Source organism: Streptomyces goshikiensis (assembly GCF_014650555.1).
Taxonomy (GTDB): Bacteria; Actinomycetota; Actinomycetes; order Streptomycetales; family Streptomycetaceae; genus Streptomyces; species Streptomyces goshikiensis.
Window position 1 is genome coordinate 120,786 of the sequence record NZ_BMVE01000007.1, and the last position, 18,145, is coordinate 138,930.

Genomic DNA, 18,145 nt, shown 5'->3' on the forward strand with positions numbered 1-18,145 from the left:
CCGTGTGAGACCCCCCGAGTGCTGATTCGTCGCGCGGCGCGCATGTGCGCCGTGCTCCTTTCTGCTGCGGTCTTCTCACTGGAACCGGTGTACTTCTGTGCTCAATACCTGGGTGGTCACTCCCACCTGCCTTCCGCTCGTTCTCCGCCGATGCCACACCTGCGCGTCCGAGCGCTTCCGGGCGAACGGCAAATTCCGTGTCAACGCCAACCACAAGCTCCTCGACGCCTGGCTCCTCGTGCTCTGCACCGTCTGCGGGGACACGGCGAAACTCACGGTCCTGGAGCGGGTGCACGTGCGCTCCGTACGACCCGAGCTGCTGGACCGAATGCATGACAACGACCCGGGCCTGGCAGCCGAACTGCTCCAGGATCCGGTCGTGCGGCGCCGCAATCACATCGCCCTCGACTGGGACGGCGCCTGGCGCCTCGACACCGGCGGATCGGATCACCTGGACGGCGAAGTGCTCGACGTCTCGGTCCGCTTCGCGGCGCGGATCCCGGTCCGGCCGGTGCGGTTGATCTCCGAAGGGTGCGGTCTTTCCCGGGCCGAGGTCGGGAGACTGATCACGGACGGGAAGCTCGTCTCGGCGGTCCGGCTGAGCGGCAGGCTCTCCGGGGACTTCACCTTCATGCTCAAGCGCTGACCCCTCCCGGGGCCGGGGCCTGTCCGGCGGGATCCGCCGGACAGGCCCCTGGCGCGGATCCGGCCGGAGGCCGCCTCCGGGCGGGTCAGGTCATGCCGAGGATGTCCAGGATGGCCCGGGCGTACTCGGCGTTCCCGGAGGCCGGGCCGCCCGCCGCCTCCCGGAGCAGCCCGGCCGTCCCGGTCCGTATGAACGCGGCGCACTGCCCGTACAGCCCGGCCTCGTGACTGCTCCCGTCGTCCACGCAGCACAGCAGGCACAGCAGCGTCCACAGCAGGGCCTCGCGGGTGTCCTGCCGGGGCGGTCCCGCGGCCCACACCGCCATCAGCACCCCGCACACCGCGGGGGCGGGCGGTTTCAGGGCCTCCGCGAGGAAGACGTGGCCCTCAAGGGCGCGGAACGCCGACGGATGGCCCTCGGCCGCGTCCCGTACGGTGCCGACCAGATGGCCCGCCGAATGCCCGCAGCCGCACGGGATCGCGTCCCAGTCGTGCCGGGCGAGCTCCGCCTCCACGGAATCCGGGATCAGCGGACTGAGGGGCGGCGCGGGGCGGCGCTTCCCCGTCCGCTGCGGCATGTCGTTTTCCCACATGGCGCACAGTATGAGGGCCCGGGCGGCGAGCCCGCGACGGTGGTCGGAACCGTACGGCGCGACGGGCCGTCCCAGACCCCGTGTGGATGAGACGAAGAATTGCGGCCGTGCTGTTCGCCCTGCTCGCGACGCAGCTGGGATCCCTGATCAGCCCGGCGTACGCGTGCGGGTGCGGGGCCATGATCCCCGACCGGATGGCCCGCATCGGGGTCGACCGGGAGACCTCCGTCGTGCGCTGGGACGGCCGGGCGGAGCAGATCGTCATGCGCTTCACCGTCGCGGGCGACGCCAAGCGGGCCGCCTGGATCATGCCCGTGCCGAACCGGGCCGCCGTCGAGCTCGGCGACGCCGCCGTCTTCGACCAGCTCGCCACGCTGACCCGGCCCGAACGCAAGACCCGTACCCACTTCTGGCCGCGCGAGCGCGACTGGCCGTTCGCCGCCGGCTCCCGGGACGGCGTCGGCGCCCCGCTCCCCGGCGCCGGGGCGCCGGCCGTCGGCGTCGTGGGCCGCGAACGCCTCGGCGACTTCGACGTCGCCCGCCTCACCGCCACCGACCCCGACGCCCTGCGCGACTGGCTGCGCTCCAACGGCTTCGAGCTGCCGGACCGGCTCTCCACCGAACTGCGGCCGTACGTCGACCAGAAGTGGGAGTACGTGGCCGTACGCCTCGCGCCCCGCGAACCGGGCACACCGCTGCGCGGCACCCTCGACCCGCTGCGGATCCGCTTCGACAGCGACCGGCTGGTCTACCCGATGCGGCTGTCCCGCATGGCGCGGACCGCGCAGTCACTCGGCCTGTACGTACTGGCCGACCACCGGATGGAGCCCAGCTCGCCGATCGGCGGCGACGCCCCCGAGGTGACCTTCGCCGGGACCGTCACCCCCCAGGGCCCACTGGCCGGCCTCACCGACGGCAAACCCGCCTTCCTCACCGCCATCGACCAGCGCTTCCCCGAGCCGGGGCGGATCGACGGCGACCACGAACTGCGCCGGACCGCCGCCGACACCCCGTACCGCCGTGCCGTCTACCGCGACGAACTGCTCACCGCCGGCGGTATCCCCGTCTGGCTCCTGACCGCCGGGGGCGCCCTCGCGGCCGTGACCGCCGCCGGCCTCGCCGCGGGACTGCGGATCCGCCGGACCAGGGGCCCGCGCCGCGCCGGGGCCTGAGCGGCCGCACCGGGCCCCGGCGGGCGTCACGGCGCCTCGGCGCCGACCTCCGGGCGGGACAGGGCGAGGATCCCGGCCGCGATCAGCGCGAGGCCGAGCAGCTGGGGGAGCAGCCACCAGCCCGCCCGGACGTGCTCCTCGTACAGCAGCACGCCCAGCGCGATGCCGAGCGTGGCGTCGCCGAGCGTCAGCGCGGGCTGCGAGGCGACCAGCGGGCCGCCCTGCATGGCGTGTTCGAGCAGCAGCAGGGCGCAGATGCCGGTCGCCACGAACGCGTACGTCTGCCAGGCGGTCAGGAACGCGACGATGCCGCCGCCGTCGCCGAGGCGGACCACGGCGGACTTCATCAGCGCGGCCGTGAACGCGTAGCAGACGGCGGTGGCGGCCCCGAGGCAGCAGGCCCTGGCACGCCCGGGCGGGCGCCGCAGCCCGGTCACGGCGAGGACGGCGACGGCCGCCGCGCCCCCCACCAGGGCCGGGATCCACCGATCGAGCGGTACGTCCGTCAGGTTCCCCTCGGGCGAGGCCCCCACCAGCGCCAGCCCCAGCCCGCCGACCACCGCGGCCACGGCCAGCCACAGCGCCCGCGGCAGCCGCCGCCGGCCCAGCAGCGAGGCGATCAGCAGCGCGAGGGGCAGCTCCAGCACGAACAGCGGCTGTACGAGGGCCAGCGGGCCCGTCGCGAGCGCGAAGGCCTGCCCCGCCCCGGCGGCGATCACGGCGAGGATCCCGGCGACCCACACCGGCCGGCGCAGCAGATCGCGGATCAGGCCGAACCGGAATCCGGCGCTCTGCGGCACGGTGAGGGCCGCCTTCCGCTGGAGCACGGTGGCCAGCGCGTTGCTGAGCGCCGCGAACAGCGCGAGGAGGACCGGCAGGACGACGCCCATCCCGCGATCCTCACGGCGCCCGCGCCCCGCCCGCCCCGCCGACACGCCGGCCGGCCCGCATTCCCCCGTCCGCGCCGCGCCCGAGCCGCGTGCCCGCGGCCGGGCCGGGGCCGCGTCAGGGGTGGTAGAGCCGTCGCGCCCGGCCGAGGTCGGTGGTGGAGGGCGTGCTCAGGTCCAGGAAGTGTTCCAGCTGCCAGGCCTGGGTACGGGCGGCCTGGCGGCTGGGCACGGTCACCCACGGCGGGTACACGCGCAGGGCCCGCTTGCCGCCGGCGCCGTCCACGGAGACCACTCCGTGCCGGCGCATCGCGTCCATGGAGAACACGAACTGGCCGAAGTGGTCCTGCTCGCGGCTGCTGATGACGAAGAGGTCCACGGGATCCGCCGCGTCGAACGGCTGGATGGGACCGCCGGGGGACCTCTTCCACACCGTGACGAACTGACCGACCTTCGTCGGCGTCGTCCGCGCCACCCGGAACCGGACGGCGCGGCCGTCGAGGGTGAACACATGGGCGGCGTACTCGGCGCTCTCGGCCTCCGGCACCGGCTCCGAGCAGGCGAAGCCGCACGGGTCGTAGGCGAGTTCGCGCGCCGCGCGCAGCTCGGGGTTCATGAATCCGTCCCGTCACGAGGGGCCGGGACGGAGGGCGGTCCGGCCCGGCGCAGGGTCAGCGAGGCCAGGGCCTCGGGGGCGCCGGCCTGGCCGCGGACGCCGGGGAAGGCGTTGACGTCCACGATCAGCGGGGCGCCGTCGCCGGATTCGATGATGTCCACGCCGTACACGTCGAGCCCGAACGCCTCGCCGACCCGCAGCGTCAGATCCGTCCAGGCGGACGGCAGCCGCGGCAGCGGCAGGTTGGGGCCCCGGCCGTCCGGCGAGAGTTCGGAGCGGCGCCGGGCCGCGAAGACCCGGCCGCCGATCGCCCAGAGCTTGTGGTCCCAGCCGCTGTTGGGCGTGAACGCCTGCACCACGACCGGCTCGCGCGGCCATGCGCGGGCCAGCTCCGCCAGTTCGCCGGGGGTGTCCACGCGGGCGACCAGATCGCCCCGGCGGCTGCGCCGGCTCTTGACGACCACGGGGGAGTCCAGGGACTCCTCCGCGGCCCACGCCGACAGCGAGGCGTGGGTACGGGTGGCCGCGAAGGGCAGGCCCGCCCGTATAGCCAGCTCCGCCATCTCGGTCCGGTCCTGGCACCGCGCGGTCGCGGCGGCGGAGTTCACCACGGCCGCGCCGCGCCGCTCCAGCTCCCGCGCCAGCTCCAGGGCGCGGGGCGTGCGCGACTTCAGCAGGTACACGTCGGCCGGCGGCCCGGGGACCCCGGGCGCGGTACCCGGATCCAGTACCTCCACCCGGTGCCGGGGGGTGAGCAGCGCGGCCGCGCCCGCCAGCAGCGGATGCCCGGGTTCCGGCGTGATCAGGCCGATCCTCACAGCGGCTCACCCGCCCGGGCGGAGACCTGCGCGGGGATCGACACGGACAGCGCCTGGGCCCGGGGCCGGGGCGCGGGCGGCGGGACGGGCGTGCCGCCCGCCCGCGCCAGGTCCAGTACCGCCCGGGCCACCCGGGCCGCCGCGTCCGGGACCTGACGGAAGCTCGGGAAGTCGTTCACGTCGACCACCATCGGCCCCTCCGGTCCCAGGAGCACGTCCACCCCGTACAGGTCCAGCCCGTACACCGCCCCCACCTGCGCGGCGATCGCGGCGACCTCCGCCGACAGCGGCACCCGGCGCTCCCGGACCGCCGGATCCGGGTGCAGCGGCGAGCAGCGCTCGGTCGCGAACAGCTCGCCGCCGACGGCGTACACCTTGATGTCGGTGCCCGAGTTGCGCACGTACGGCTGCGCGATGAGCAGGCCCTCGCCCGCCAGTTCCGGGAGCAGCGGTTCGAGCTGCCCCGGCGAGGACACCAGGTGGACGGCCCGCCCCGAACTGCCGTCGGAGGGCTTGACGACGAGCGGGTACTCGGAGGCCGGGATCTCCCGCAGCAGCTCCGGCCGGGCCACGGCGTACGTCGTCGGCATCGGCAGCCCCCGGGTGCGCCCGATGGCGGCGGCCAGCGCCTTGTCCCGTACGCCCCGGATCGAGCGCGCGTCGTTGACGGTGGTCATCCCGGCCGCGGCGGCGGCTTCGAGCAGCGTCAGCCCCGGTCCGCCGGACACGGTCTTGAGCACCCACGCGTCGTGCGTGCCCGCGCCCATGACCTCGGTCATCCGCAGCAGTGATCCGCCCGGCCGCACTACGTCGACCTCGTGGCCCCAGGCCGTCAGCTGCCGGACGACCTCGTTCGGCATGCCGTCGTGGCGGTAGTGCTCCTCAACCAGGAAGCAGAGCCTCATCGACCTTTCCCCACATTCCCCGGACGTCCGCCGATCCCGTCCGGCGAGTTGTGACGTCACAGGATGTCATGGACCGCAATGTGATGATCCCTCCGCATGCGGGGCCGTCGACTCCGCCGGGAGTTCGGTGGGTGGAACGGCCCGGGGTCAGAAATCGCCGCAGATCCGCTGTAATCGGTCTCGACGGGGGGAGATTTCTGTCAGGGGCTATCTGAAACGATCAGCAACCCTCCTATAGTTGGCCATCGTTGCCGCAGGAACCCCTTCTTCCATTTTCGCCCCGGTTTGAGGCTCTGATTGATGACGGCGTCGTCCTCCCCCCTTCGCCCCTCCGCCCTCGCCCTGCTCGTCACCTCGGTGGCCTCGGGCGCGTTCTGCACGGCGGCGGTGGCAGCCGCCCCGTCGTCCGTCCAGCTCCCCCTCGGCTGGTTCGCCGGTTCCGGCGCGCTGCTGCTCAGCGTCGCGGCCTTCGCCGTGACCTGGCTCGCCCACTCCGCCCGGTTGCTGCGCCGTCAGGTCGGTGACGCCGAGGCGCGGAACGCGAGGCTGACCGCCGAGACCGCCGCCCGCGCCGCCGAACTCGACCGGCTCGCCGGGATCCACGCCAAGGAGACGGCGGCCCTCGCGGCCGCCCACGCCGCCCGCCTCGGCGCCGCGAACGCCGCCCACGCCGACACCCGCGAGCGCCTCGGCGAGGAGCTGCGGCGCGCCGAGTCCGGCCGGGCCGCCGCCATGGCCGCCGCCGCCAACGCGGCCGGGCGGATGCAGGCGCTCGCCACCGGGATGCTCGCCGACCTGCGCGAGATGGAGCACCGGCACGCCGCCGAGGACGTCCTGGCCGACCTGCTCCACCTCGACCACCGCACCGCCCAGGCCGGCCGCCTCGCCGACTCCGTCGCCGTCCTGACCGGGGCCCGCTCGGGCCGCCGGTGGGCCAGGCCCATCGTCATGGAGTCCATCCTGCGCGGCGCGATGGGCCGGATCGGCGGCTACCAGCGGGTCCGGCTGCACTCCACCAGCGACGCCGCCGTCGCCGGGCACGCCGCCGAGGGCGTCATGCACGCCCTCGCCGAACTCCTCGACAACGCCGCGAACTTCTCCCCGCCGACCGCCGAGGTCCACGTGTACGTGGAGGAGGTGCCGGCCGGGATCGTCATCACCGTCGAGGACAGCGGGCTGGTGATGAGCGACCTGCAACTGCGCCGCGCCGAACGCGCCGTGACCGCCGAGTCGCTGGACCTGGCCGGAATCTCCGGCACCCGCCTCGGCCTCGCCGTCGTCGGGCGCCTGGCCCGCAAGCACGGCCTCACGGTCTCCTTCCGCCCCTCCGCCCGCGGCGGTACGGGCGCGCTGATCCTGCTCCCGCACGAGCTCCTCAGCAGCACCAACCCCGAACCCCCGCTCTCGCCGTCCACCCTCCCGGCCGACCTGCCCGCGGCCACGGCCGACGGCGCGGCGGACGAAGGCGGCGTTCGGACCGAACGGGCCGCCCCGGCCCCCGCCCCTGCCCCCGCCCCGGCGCTCGCCGAGGCCGAGGCCGCCCCGGAACCCCCGGCCCGCCAGGGCGACGGGGAAGGGCCGGAGATCGGCGAGAGCGGACTTCCGCAGCGGCGCCGGGGGCGGACCCTGGCCGCCGCGCACCCCGACGGGCCGGACGCCGCCGGCCGGGCCCCCCGTATCCCGCCGGGCACGGCGTCCAGGTCGGCCGCCCGCTTCGGCAGCTTCCGCCAGGCCGTACGCGCCGCAGGCACCCCGCATTCGAACCCCCCGCACCCGGAAGGCGACACGGAAAAATGACCGGCACCACCACCGACGAGAAGCTCAGCTGGCTCCTGGAAAGCCTCCTGGAACGCACCCCCGGCGCCCGCCACGGCCTCGTGCTCTCCCGCGACGGCCTCAAGCTGTGCCGCACCCCCGAACTCTCCGTCGACCAGGCCGACCAGCTCGCCGCGATAGCCGCCGGCATCCAGAGCCTGTCGCACGGCGCGTCCATCGAGTTCGGCGACGGCACCGGCGGCGTGCGCTCCGCCATGGCCGAGTTCTACGGCGGGATCCTGTTCATCGTCGAGGCCGGCGAGGGGGCGCACCTGGCCCTGGTCGCCGCCGAGGACGCGGACGCCGGACTCGTCGGCCACAACATGTCCGAACTGGTGGAGCAGCTGAGCGAGCATCTGATCGCCAGGCCACGGGGTTGAGCCGGAGAAGGCCGGGCCGGGACGACTCCCCGGACCGGCTGTACACCCTGACCGGCGGCCGCAGCAGCTCCGGCTCCGACGTGTTCGACCTGGTCACCCTGATCGTCGCCGAGTGCGATCCGGTGCCCGGCATGCAGTCGGAGCACGCGGCGATCCTGCGGATGTCCCGGTTCCCGACGGCGGTGGTGGAGATCGCGGCCGAACTGGAACTGCCGGTGTCGATCGTCCGGATCCTCCTCGCCGACCTGCTCGGCACCGGGCGCATCAGCGCCCGGCACCCGCGCACGGCGCACGGCTCGGCCCACTCGTCGTACCGACTTCCCGATCCCGACATCCTGGAGCAGGTGCTCGTTGGACTCCGCAATCTCTGAACAGGGCGCAGACCGGCCCGACGACCGGCCCCCGGCGCTGCGGAGCACCGCCGACAACGGCCTGAAGATCGTCATCGTGGGTGGTTTCGGCGTCGGCAAGACCACCATGGTCCGCTCGGTCAGCGAGATCCGACCGCTGAACACCGAAGAGACCATGACCAAGGCCGGCGAGGCCGTCGACGACACCGCCGGCGTCGCCACGAAGACCGCGACCACCGTCGCCTTCGACTTCGGCCGCATCACCCTCGACGCGCACAACGTCCTGTACCTGTTCGGCGCCCCGGGCCAGGAGCGGTTCTGGTTCCTGTGGGACCGATTGTTCTCGGGCACCCTCGGCGCGGTCGTCCTCGTCGACACCCGGCGGCTCGCCGACTCCTGGTACGCCATCGACCGGCTCGAACACCACGGCACGCCCTTCGTCGTGGCCTGCAACGACTTCGGCGGCCCCGCCCACACCCCGGAGCAGGTCCGCGAGGCCCTCGACCTGCCCGAGGGCGTCCCCCTGGTGTTCTGCGACGCCCGCTCGCGCGAGTCCAGCAAGGACGTCCTGATCTCCCTCATCCAGCACCTCCAGGCGTACCCCGCGCCGCTGACCCCGGAGCCCGCCCCGTGACCACCCCCGCCGCCCACGAAGCCCCGCCCGTCCACCTCGGTGACCCCCGCTTCCAGACCGACCCCGCCGAGCTGTACCGGGAGATGCGGCGCGACCACGGCGCCGTCGCGCCCGTGGTCCTCGACGGGGACGTGCCCGCCTGGCTGGTCCTCGGCTACCGCGAGCTGCACCAGGTCACCGGCGACCCCGTGCTGTTCTCCCGGGACTCGGACCTGTGGAACCAGTGGGACCGCATCCCGGCCGACTGGCCCCTGCTCCCGATGATCGGCCGCAAGCAGCAGTCGATCCTCTACACCGTCGGCGAACGCCACCGGGAGCGGGCCGGGGTCATCACCGACGCCCTGGAGTCCGTGGACCCCTTCGAACTCAAGGGCCACGCCGAGCGGTTCGCCGACGAGCTGATCGACGGCCTGTGCGGCAAGGGCGCCTGCGACATCGTCGGCGAGTACGCGATGCTGCTGCCCCTGCGCGTCCTCGCCCGGATCTACGGGTTCTCCGACGAGCAGGGCCCCGGCCTGGTCACCGCCATGAACGACATGATCAACGGGCGGGAGGGCGCCCTGGAGGGCCAGCGCCACCTCGGCGAGTCGATGTACGGGCTGCTCGCCGCCAAGCGGGCCGCGCCCGGCCCCGACGTCGCCTCCCGGATGCTCGCCGCCGGGACCGGGTTCACCCTCGACGAGATCGCCCAGGACCTGATGGTGATGCTGGCCGCCGGCCACCAGCCCACCGCCGACTGGATCGGCAACTCGATGCGCCTCATGCTCACCGACGACCGCTTCGCGGCCTCCCTCGCGGGCGGCCGGCACAGCGTCGGCGAGGCCATGAACGAGGTCCTCTGGGAGGACACCCCCACCCAGAACGTCGCCGGCCGCTGGGCCTCCCGCGACACCCACCTCGGCGGCCGCCGCATCGGCCGCGGCGACCTGGTGCTGCTCGGCCTGGCCGCAGCCAACTCCGACCCCCAGGTGCGCACCGACTCCGGCGCCCTCACCGGCGGCAACAACGCCTTCTTCTCCTTCGGGCACGGCGAACACCGCTGCCCCTTCCCGGCCCAGGAAATCGCCGAGGTCATCGCGCGCACCGGCATCGAGGTGCTCCTCGACCGGCTCCCCGACGTGGACCTCGCGGTGCCCGCCGACGCTCTCGCCCGGCGCCCCTCGCCCTGGCTGCGCGGCCTCACCGAACTGCCCGTCTCCTACACGCCCACCCCCGCCCTTGGAGCCGACCGATGACGTGCCCGATCGACCACACCGGCCCCGCCGCCATCACCCTGGACCCCTTCGTCACCGACCTCGACGCCGAGAGCGCCGCCCTGCGCGCCGCCGGCCCGCTGGTCCGGGTCGTCCTGCCGGGCGGCGTCGCCGTGTACGCGGTCACCCACCACGCCGAGGCCCGCAAGCTGCTCACCGACCCCCGGGTGGTCAAGGACATCGACGTCTGGGGCGCCTGGCAGCGCGGCGAGATACCCCTGGACTGGCCGCTGATCGGCCTCGCCAACCCCGGCCGCTCCATGCTGACCGTGGACGGCGACGAGCACCGCCGGCTGCGCGGCCTCGTCGCCCAGGCCCTGACCGTACGGCGGGTGGAGAAGCTGCGGGCCGGCATCGAGGCGCTGACCACCGGCATGCTGGACCGGCTCGCCGCGCTCCCGGCCGGCGGGGCGGTCGACCTGAAGGCGGAGTTCGCGTACCCGCTGCCGATGAACGTCATCAGCGAGCTCATGGGCGTCGACGCCGCCGACCACCCGCGCCTGAAGGCCCTGTTCGAGAAGTTCTTCTCCACGCAGACGCTGCCCGAGGAGGTGCCGCAGATGATGGCGGACCTCGGCGCGCTGTTCTCGCGGATCGTGGAGTCCAAGCGGGAGAACCCCGGCGACGACCTCACCAGCGCCCTCATCGCGGCCTCCGAGGACGGCGACCACCTCACCACCGAGGAGATCACCAACACCCTCCAGCTGATGGTGGCGGCCGGCCACGAGACCACGATCAGCCTGATCGTCAACGCCGTCGTCGCCCTGGAGACCCACCCCGACCAGCGCGCCCTCGTCCTGGCGGGCGAGGTCCCCTGGGAGAACGTCATCGAGGAGACGCTGCGCTGGTCCACCCCGACCTCGCACGTCCTGATCCGCTTCGCGACCGAGGACATCGAGGTCGGCGACCGGATCCTGCCGAAGGGCGAGGGACTGATCGTCTCCTTCGGCGCCCTCGGCCGCGACGAGGCCCAGCACGGCGAAACGGCGGGCGAGTTCGACGTCACCCGCACCCCGAACCGGCACATCTCCTTCGGCCACGGCCCGCACGTCTGCCCCGGCGCGGCGCTCTCCCGCCTGGAGGCCCTCGTCGCCCTGCCCGCCCTGTACGCACGCTTCCCGGGCCTCCGCCTGGCCGTCGCCCGCGAGGAACTGCGCAACAAGCCGGTCCTCACCCAGAACGACCTGTTCGACCTCCCCGTCCGGCTGGCCTGACGCCCCCGGAAAATCGAATGTGCCCGCGAATCGGAGCGGATAGGTTGCTCACGTGCCGAAGCTGAATCAGATCATCGCAGTCGAAAAGGGCGTCAAGTCCAAGTCCCTCCAAGAGCTGACCCAGGCTCACCACGACGTGCAGAAGCCCGCCCTGCTGGCCGGCATCTCGCGGACGTACCAGCCCAAGGACGAAGAGGGCGAGCAACTGCCGCCCGAATCCACCCGGGTCCAGATCCAGGCGGAAGAGGTGCTGCGCGCGACGGCGGTCACGCTGTCGCGGCTGTTCGACGTGACGGCGACCAAGGACTGGGCGAACCGCACGGCCGCCGCCGACGTCGTCGTCGACGGGAACACGCTGCTGGCGCAGGTGCCGGTCCCGTACCTTCTCTTCCTGGAGAAGCAGCTCACCGACCTGCACGCCTTCGTGCGCAAGCTGCCCGTCCTGGACGCCTCGGAGTCCTGGAACCTCGACCCGTCCACGGACGCCTGGAAGACGGACCCGGTGCGCACCATCCGCACCAAGAAGGTGCCGCGCAACCACGTCAAGGCCGAGGCGACGGAGAAGCACCCGGCGCAGGTCGAGGTGTACTACGAGGACGTCGCCGTCGGGTACTGGACGACGGTGAAGTTCTCCGGGGCACTTCCCGCCCGCCGGGTCAACGAACTGCTGGACCGCGTCGAGAGGCTCCAGCAGGCCGTCAAGTTCGCCCGCGAGGAGGCGAACGGCACCGAGGTCACCGACCAGCGGGTCGGGGACGCGGTGTTCGGCTACCTGTTCCGGTAGCCCCACGATCTCCCCCTGGGAGCAGGGGGTGGCGCGAGAGCGCAAGCTGAAACTGACGTTGAAGCTGAATGAGGGGTGGCATCCCTCTCAATCTCAGATTCTTGCTCAAGTCTCAGTATTCGCCGCCGATCACCGGATCGACCGAGCGCGGACGACCACCGACGGATAGGGGTTCAAGTCCCTTCTGCGCCTCTCTCATGGCGCGGTAGTTCAAAGGTAGAACACGTCGGTATGAGAATGATCCGCGACTCTTAAACGCCGCCGGTGTGCGCAATTGGGTGGCAAGCAGGGGCCCGGGAGCTGGACATGCTCCCGGGCCCTGTCATGTTCGCTATACCCGGACGGAGACGAACCGGGTGCCGGCCTCGTTCTCGACGAGGACCTCCTTCACATCGGCGGGATCGACCGCCGCCGAACCGTCCAGCGCGGCGCCCTTGCCCTCGCCGTTCTCCTGGCCGCCCACGACCCAGCTGCCCGCGCTGGTGCGCTTGCCGTCCTTGGAGACCACGACCAGCCGGCACCGCTCGCCGGGCGGCACCCCGGTCACCGCGGCGTGCACCCGCACCCACTTCGCGGCGGGCGTCACCTGTACGGTCGCCCGCGCGCCGGTGACCTGGTCGGTCGCCGAGCCCACCTTGGTCCCCGGCACCGGGGTCGGGGCCGCCGACACCGTCGGGGACGGCGGGGGATCGAGGGCGACGTTCTGCCCGTCGTCCGTGCCCAGCTGCGTACCCGCCCAGAACACGGCGGCCAGCGCGGCCGCGGCCGCCAGTCCCGCCAGGCCCGCGCCACGGCGCCGCGCGGCCGTCTGCTCGGCCCGCACCTGCCTCAGCGTGCGCTGGAGCAGCAGATCGCCGCCCTGGGGCGGCCCGTCCAGGAACGCCTCCTCGGGAACCTCACCGAGCACCGCCTCCATTTCGCGCAACGCCGCCACCTCCTCCCGGCACCGCACGCAGCCGGTCATGTGTTCCTCGACCCGGCGGACCTCCTCCTCGTCGAGAACGCCGAGAACGTATGGGCCGAGCAGCTCCTCCTCGTGCCGCTGCCGGTTCATGCCACCACCTCCCGCAGTCCTGCCGGCTTCTGCGGCGGCCTGCCCCTTCGTCTGCCGTCCCTACCGCCGCTGTTCTGGAAGACCTCGCGCAAGGCCTTGAGCGCGTAGTGCGAGCGTGATTTGACCGTGCCCGCCGGGATGCCGAGCCGGTCGGCGACCTCGGACACGCTCAGCTGCCGGTAGTACAACTCCGTCAGCACGTCCCGGTGTTCCGGTGACAGCTGTTCCAGCGCCCCGAGCACGGCCATGGTGTTCACCACCGCGTCGGCGTGGTCCGCCTCGACCGGGGGAGCGGCCGCGGAACCCGACACCTCCGCCGGGCGGGCCGCCTTGGCCCGGTATCGGTCGGTGATGATGTTGCGGGCCACCGTGAGCAGCCAGCCGCGTACCGAGCCCTTCCCGTTCACCAGTGCCTCGGAGTGCCGCCAGGCCCGGATGAGCGTCTCCTGGACGACGTCCTCGGCCGCGGCGCGGTCCCCGGTCAGCCGGGTGGCGTACGCGAGCAGGGCATGGCCGTGCTCCTCGTACACCGACCTGATCAGTGCTTCATCGGTCGAGCCCCGCCGAGTGCGGGGCCACAGTGGTCCGGCCATCTCACCCTCTCCGTCTTCCTCGCGATCCGTGGTGCGGACAGAACACGCCACCTGGCCGGACCCGGTTCACGTGACCTGCGTCACTCGGGGTGCGGTCCGGGTCCGCGCACCGCTCAGATCCGGCAGTGGCGGCCCTCGTTGAGGCAGTCGACGACCCCCTGCATCTGGCGGTCGGTCATCGCGTTCACGAACATCGCGTGGTCCGTCTTCGCGCTGTGCCGCTGCTCCGGGAAGGAGTCCAGCGCCAGCGGGACCTCGGGCGGCACCTCGTACGCGAGGGAGAGCCGCAGCTCGGGCACGGGGAAGGTGCCCGTCGGGCAGACCCCGTTCGCGGCGGGGAACGCCAGGTGCGAACGGTGCCCGGCGCTCTGGGTGTCCAGCCCGTTCCAGCAGCTGGGGAAGACCAGGGTGCGGGTCACGCGCTCGCCGGCGGGGCAGCGCGGGTAGCGGGTCGTGGAGCGGCCCGGGGAGCCGGAGCAGCCCCAGCGGGCCCGTACGTCGGCGTCGCTCGCCGCGGTGAAGGCGACCGCGTCACCGGTCATGCCGCGCAGGAACCGGGGCATCGGCACGACCTTGCCGACCGGGTTGCCGCGGAACTCCACGCCCACCGCCTCCTCCGCCAGGATCGCGCCCGCGTTGCCGTGCCCGGCGGAGCTCTCGTGCGCCCCGCCGCCCGCCCGGTCGGTGCGGCGCAGCACGGGCCAGTAGTACGTGGACCGGTCGCCGCCGCGGCAGCTGGTGGGCGCGGCGGCCAGCGTGGCGTCGGTGGACAGGGCGGTGGTGGACAGGTTCCCCACGTACGCGTGGGTGTGGTGGGCGCCGGCCGTCAGCCCGGGCGAGACGACCAGGTTGTCCTCGTTGTAGTGGCCCTCCTCGTTGCGGCCGCACTCCACCGTCACCGTGCCCGTCGAGGCGTCGGGCCCGGCCGGGCGCGGCTCCGCGGGCCCTGGCGGTACGTCACGTATGTCCACGTACTCCACGGCCGCCCCGGACCCTGCCGAGGTGTGCGCGCGCGACCCGGCCGCCCGCGAGGCGCCCAGTACGGCGGCGAGCAGTCCGCCGCCCAGGACCAGGCAGACGACCAGCGTGAGCAGTCGGTGTTCATTCCCCATGGCGGCCACCGTTGCCGGTGCCCGCCGCGCCCGTCAACCCGGTCTCGCGATGCCGCGAACGGCCGCCTCGAACCGAGCGCACGGCGGCCCTCGGGCCCGCCCCGGCCGGCTCGTCCGCCGGTCCGCGAACTGGCCCGCCCGGCCGCCCGGTTGGCCGGGCCGCCGCTTGCCCGCGCGCGCGGAGATCACGCAGAGTACGCGGTATGACACCCACGGAACTCTTCCGGGCGTTCGCCCGTACCCGCGCCTCGCTGGACGGGAGCGAGGTGACCTACTGGTGGACCGGCGACGTCTACTCCTCGGCCCCCGGCGAGCCCTACGAGCGCCTCTTCGGCTTCGAAGGGGTCAACGTCGGGCGCCTGGTCCCCGACGAGGACGCGGAGGCGGGAGCGGACGCGTACCGGTTCCTCAGCCGGGAGGCGGCCTTCTACCTCGACCCGAGCAGCCGCGAGATCCTGGAGACCTGGCGGGGCGAGCGGGTCGTCCACGTCTGGAACGACCCCGCCAACCAGCGGTGGCGGCCCTTCCCCGTCCCCATGACGGAACTCGGCGACCAGGTCTGCTTCAGCCTGGAGATCCCGCTCGCCTACCCCTCGCCGCTGCCCGTCGCCGACTACCCCGCCCACTCCGCCGACGACACCTACCGGGCGCTGGAGCTCTTCCAGTTCTTCGCTCCCGCCTCGGTCCTCACCACCGACGCGCCGGGCGTCGCCGCCACCATGTCGTGGACCCGGATGTCGCCCTGGCTGCCCTGGATGCGGCAGGGGCGGCGGCCGGGCGGGCTCACCTTCCACTGCCGCGGCCGCAAGCTCGGATCCTACGTCGAGGTGCCCGAGCGCACCCGCGCGTACATCGCCGCGAACCACCCCGAATACGCCCGTGCGCCGCAGGCGTGGAGCGAGCCGAACGAGACCAGCTGGACGTATTTCCGCAAGCTGAACCCGCCCGCGTAACGCGCGCGTAACGCGCGTGTATCGCACGGGGGGTGCGGGGGTGGCGTAGGGGGGTCGACAAGGGTTTTCCCCGTATCGGGTTCATCCCCGCGTTGCCTACTGTCTGCCCACCGGCGATCTTCCCCGGCCGTGAGGACCCCGCACCCACCCCACATGGTGCGAAACCGCACGGCCGGGCAGGCCGTCGGCAACGCCGTTGCCCAGCCCCGCCGTCGCGGCCGGGCAACGCGGCGCGCGGCGGTGGCCGGCGCGGGTTCGACCAGCCCGCGCCCGGCCCCGCGGTCCGCCGGTTCACCTCCCACACAGCTCAAACCGGCCGCTCCGGCCTGCCCGGAAACGGCCCGCGAAAGGGAACACCGTGCACGCAAACAGACGTCGGCTCATATCCGTGGTGGCCATGTCGGTCACCCTCCTCGCCGGCTCCGCTACCGCTTCGGTGGCCCTGACCCAGTCGGCACCCGCCGCGGCCCCGGCCGCGGCCGCCGCGGTCCCCGCCCCCACCGCGCCGGTCGAGAACCTGATCGTCGGCTACAAGTCCTCCGCCACGGAGGCCAGTTCCAACACCGCGGCTGCCGATGACGCCACCGCGAAGGGCAAGAAGGCCGGCAAGAAGGCGAAGTTCGACCGCCGCCTCGGCACCGGAGCCGCCCTCGTCAACCTCGGCGGTGCGACCGCCCCGGCCGACGCGGCGAACGTGATCGCCCAGTTCCGCTCCGACCCCGACGTCGCCTACGTCGAGCCGGACACCCGCGCCTACGCCATGGCCGTCACCCCGAACGACACCGAGTACGCCAAGCAGTGGGACCTCTTCGAGCCCACCGCCGGCATGAACGTTCCGCCGGCCTGGGACAAGACCACCGGCTCCGGCGTCACCGTCGCCGTGATCGACACCGGTTACGTCGCCCACTCGGACGTCGCCCCGAACATCGTCGCCGGCTACGACTTCATCTCCACCGCCTCCGAGGCCCGCGACGGCAACGGCCGTGACGCCAACCCCGCCGACGAGGGCGACTGGAACGCCACCGACGGCGAGTGCGGCGCCAGCTCCAAGGCCAGCAACTCCTCCTGGCACGGCACCCACGTCGCGGGCACCATCGCCGCCGCCACCAACAACTCCAAGGGCGTCGCCGGCATCGCCTACGGCGCGAAGATCCAGCCCGTCCGCGTGCTCGGCAAGTGCGGCGGTGCCACCTCGGACATCGTCGACGCCATCACCTGGGCCTCCGGCGGCTCCGTCGCGGGCGTCCCGGCCAACGCCACCCCGGCCAAGGTCATCAACATGAGCCTCGGTGGCCCGGGCGCCTGCGGCACCAGCTACCAGAACGCCATCAACGCCGCCGTCGCCCGCGGTACCACCGTCGTCGTCGCGGCCGGCAACAGCAACGCGAACGCCTCCGGCTTCTCGCCCGCCAGCTGCAACAACGTCATCAACGTGGCGTCGACCAACCGCGCCGGCGACCGCTCGTACTACTCCAACTACGGCGCGATCATCGACGTCGCCGCCCCGGGCGGTGAGACCCGCCGCGCCACCGACACGCCCGGCACCGTCACCACCCCCGAGAACGCGATCCTCTCCACCCTGAACGCCGGAGCCACCACCCCCGGCGCCGAGGCCTACAAGCCCTACCAGGGCACCAGCATGGCCGCCCCGCACATCGCGGGTCTCGCCGCCCTGCTGAAGTCCGCCAAGCCCTCGCTGACCCCGGCCCAGGTCGAGTCCGCGATCAAGAACACCGCCCGCCCGCTGGCCGGCACCTGCACCGGCGGCTGCGGCACCGGTCTCGCCGACGCGGCCGCGGCCGTCGCCTCCGTGACGACGACGACCCCGCCCGCCGGCAGCTTCGAGAACACCACGGACTTCGCCATCGGTGACAACGCCACCGTGGAGAGCCCCATCACCGTCAGCGGCGTCACCGGCAACGCCCCGGCCGCCCTGAAGGTCGGCGTGAAGATCGCGCACACCTACATCGGTGACCTGAAGGTCGACCTGGTCGCCCCCGACGGCAGCGTCTACACGCTCCACAACCGGACCGGCGGCGGCACCGCCGACATCAACCAGGTCTACACCGTCAACGCCTCCTCCGAGGCCGCCAACGGCACCTGGAAGCTCCGCGTGAACGACAACGCGGGCGGCGACACCGGCAAGATCGACTCCTGGAGCCTCGGCTTCTGATCCGCCACCGCGCCGGGGGCCCCACACCCCGGCCGGACGCGGTCCGGGCCGCGCCCCGGCCCGGCTGACGGGCCGATAGTACGGACCAACACAGCCCGCGGGCCTGCCGGTACACCTCGTACCGGCAGGGCCGCCGGGCTTTCCCGGGATCCGACTGAATTCTGCGTCACAATCGGGGTCGACACGCCATCCGA

19 protein-coding genes are annotated in these 18,145 nt (G+C 73.2%); 11 read left to right on the forward strand and 8 right to left on the reverse strand.

The window, feature by feature from the left end; all coding sequences use genetic code 11:
• Positions 1 to 97 precede the first annotated feature (97 nt).
• Positions 98 to 646, forward strand: coding sequence for a DUF1062 domain-containing protein (locus IE248_RS21645; protein ID WP_073780769.1), 549 nt, complete (start codon positions 98 to 100; stop codon positions 644 to 646).
• An 85-nt stretch (positions 647 to 731) separates the two neighbouring features.
• Here the strand turns inward: IE248_RS21645 and IE248_RS21650 are convergent, their stop codons facing one another.
• Entirely contained in the window at positions 732 to 1,238 is a 507-nt protein-coding gene (locus tag IE248_RS21650; protein WP_124289847.1) for a hypothetical protein, read from the reverse strand.
• An 86-nt stretch (positions 1,239 to 1,324) separates the two neighbouring features.
• On the opposite strand from IE248_RS21650, the gene IE248_RS21655 reads away from it, so the two are divergent.
• Complete coding sequence (locus IE248_RS21655) at positions 1,325 to 2,410, forward strand: DUF2330 domain-containing protein (RefSeq protein WP_190031441.1); 1,086 nt, start codon at positions 1,325 to 1,327, stop codon at positions 2,408 to 2,410.
• 26 nt (positions 2,411 to 2,436) lie between these two features.
• On the opposite strand, the gene IE248_RS21660 is transcribed toward IE248_RS21655, so the two are convergent.
• The 4 genes from IE248_RS21660 to IE248_RS21675 form a co-directional block, all read right to left on the reverse strand.
• Entirely contained in the window at positions 2,437 to 3,300 is an 864-nt protein-coding gene (locus tag IE248_RS21660; RefSeq protein ID WP_190031442.1) for a DMT family transporter, read from the reverse strand.
• A gap of 115 nt (positions 3,301 to 3,415) precedes the next feature.
• Entirely contained in the window at positions 3,416 to 3,913 is a 498-nt protein-coding gene (locus IE248_RS21665; RefSeq protein ID WP_190031443.1) for a MepB family protein, read from the reverse strand.
• Positions 3,910 to 4,731 (reverse strand): ATP-grasp domain-containing protein, encoded by an 822-nt coding sequence (locus IE248_RS21670; RefSeq protein ID WP_008743526.1) that lies wholly within the window; start codon positions 4,729 to 4,731, stop codon positions 3,910 to 3,912. The genes IE248_RS21665 and IE248_RS21670 overlap by 4 nt, the downstream gene beginning before the upstream one ends.
• Positions 4,728 to 5,636 (reverse strand): ATP-grasp domain-containing protein, encoded by a 909-nt coding sequence (locus IE248_RS21675; protein WP_190031444.1) that lies wholly within the window; start codon positions 5,634 to 5,636, stop codon positions 4,728 to 4,730. The genes IE248_RS21670 and IE248_RS21675 overlap by 4 nt, the downstream gene beginning before the upstream one ends.
• A 300-nt stretch (positions 5,637 to 5,936) precedes the next feature.
• Here IE248_RS21675 and IE248_RS21680 point away from each other — a divergent pair, with 300 nt between their 5' ends.
• The 7 genes from IE248_RS21680 to IE248_RS21710 are packed head-to-tail and all read left to right on the forward strand — an operon-like array spanning position 5,937 to position 12,066.
• Positions 5,937 to 7,433: a sensor histidine kinase gene (locus tag IE248_RS21680; protein WP_190031445.1), complete on the forward strand. Its 1,497-nt coding sequence runs from the start codon at positions 5,937 to 5,939 to the stop codon at positions 7,431 to 7,433.
• Positions 7,430 to 7,831, forward strand: a complete 402-nt coding sequence (locus tag IE248_RS21685) for a roadblock/LC7 domain-containing protein (protein WP_008743530.1) — start codon at positions 7,430 to 7,432, stop codon at positions 7,829 to 7,831. Before IE248_RS21680 ends, IE248_RS21685 begins: the two co-directional genes overlap by 4 nt.
• Entirely contained in the window at positions 7,828 to 8,202 is a 375-nt protein-coding gene (locus tag IE248_RS21690) for a DUF742 domain-containing protein (protein ID WP_073793978.1), read from the forward strand. The genes IE248_RS21685 and IE248_RS21690 overlap by 4 nt, the downstream gene beginning before the upstream one ends.
• Positions 8,183 to 8,815 (forward strand): GTP-binding protein, encoded by a 633-nt coding sequence (locus IE248_RS21695; protein WP_073793979.1) that lies wholly within the window; start codon positions 8,183 to 8,185, stop codon positions 8,813 to 8,815. Before IE248_RS21690 ends, IE248_RS21695 begins: the two co-directional genes overlap by 20 nt.
• The gene (locus IE248_RS21700; RefSeq protein WP_073793981.1) at positions 8,812 to 10,050 is read left to right on the forward strand and encodes a cytochrome P450; all 1,239 of its coding nucleotides are present in this window, start codon (positions 8,812 to 8,814) and stop codon (positions 10,048 to 10,050) included. Before IE248_RS21695 ends, IE248_RS21700 begins: the two co-directional genes overlap by 4 nt.
• Positions 10,047 to 11,282 carry a cytochrome P450 family protein gene (locus tag IE248_RS21705; protein ID WP_008743534.1) on the forward strand — a complete coding sequence of 412 codons (1,236 nt, stop codon included), beginning with the start codon at positions 10,047 to 10,049 and terminating at the stop codon, positions 11,280 to 11,282. The genes IE248_RS21700 and IE248_RS21705 overlap by 4 nt, the downstream gene beginning before the upstream one ends.
• Before the next feature lie 52 nt (positions 11,283 to 11,334).
• Complete coding sequence (locus tag IE248_RS21710; RefSeq protein ID WP_190031446.1) at positions 11,335 to 12,066, forward strand: DUF7873 family protein; 732 nt, start codon at positions 11,335 to 11,337, stop codon at positions 12,064 to 12,066.
• Between the two features lie 331 nt (positions 12,067 to 12,397).
• Here the strand turns inward: IE248_RS21710 and IE248_RS38220 are convergent, their stop codons facing one another.
• From IE248_RS38220 to IE248_RS21725, 3 genes are all read right to left on the reverse strand, one after another.
• Entirely contained in the window at positions 12,398 to 13,120 is a 723-nt protein-coding gene (locus IE248_RS38220; protein WP_008743537.1) for an anti-sigma factor family protein, read from the reverse strand.
• The gene (locus IE248_RS21720; RefSeq protein ID WP_037795127.1) at positions 13,117 to 13,713 is read right to left on the reverse strand and encodes a sigma-70 family RNA polymerase sigma factor; all 597 of its coding nucleotides are present in this window, start codon (positions 13,711 to 13,713) and stop codon (positions 13,117 to 13,119) included. The genes IE248_RS38220 and IE248_RS21720 overlap by 4 nt, the downstream gene beginning before the upstream one ends.
• A gap of 113 nt (positions 13,714 to 13,826) precedes the next feature.
• Positions 13,827 to 14,825: a DUF1996 domain-containing protein gene (locus IE248_RS21725; protein WP_190031447.1), complete on the reverse strand. Its 999-nt coding sequence runs from the start codon at positions 14,823 to 14,825 to the stop codon at positions 13,827 to 13,829.
• Positions 14,826 to 15,028: 203 nt separating this feature from the next.
• Between IE248_RS21725 and IE248_RS21730 the strand changes: the two genes are divergently transcribed.
• Positions 15,029 to 15,778: a DUF1838 family protein gene (locus tag IE248_RS21730; RefSeq protein WP_190031448.1), complete on the forward strand. Its 750-nt coding sequence runs from the start codon at positions 15,029 to 15,031 to the stop codon at positions 15,776 to 15,778.
• Between the two features lie 397 nt (positions 15,779 to 16,175).
• The gene (locus IE248_RS21735) at positions 16,176 to 17,951 is read left to right on the forward strand and encodes a S8 family peptidase (RefSeq protein WP_079195869.1); all 1,776 of its coding nucleotides are present in this window, start codon (positions 16,176 to 16,178) and stop codon (positions 17,949 to 17,951) included.
• Positions 17,952 to 18,145 lie beyond the last annotated feature (194 nt).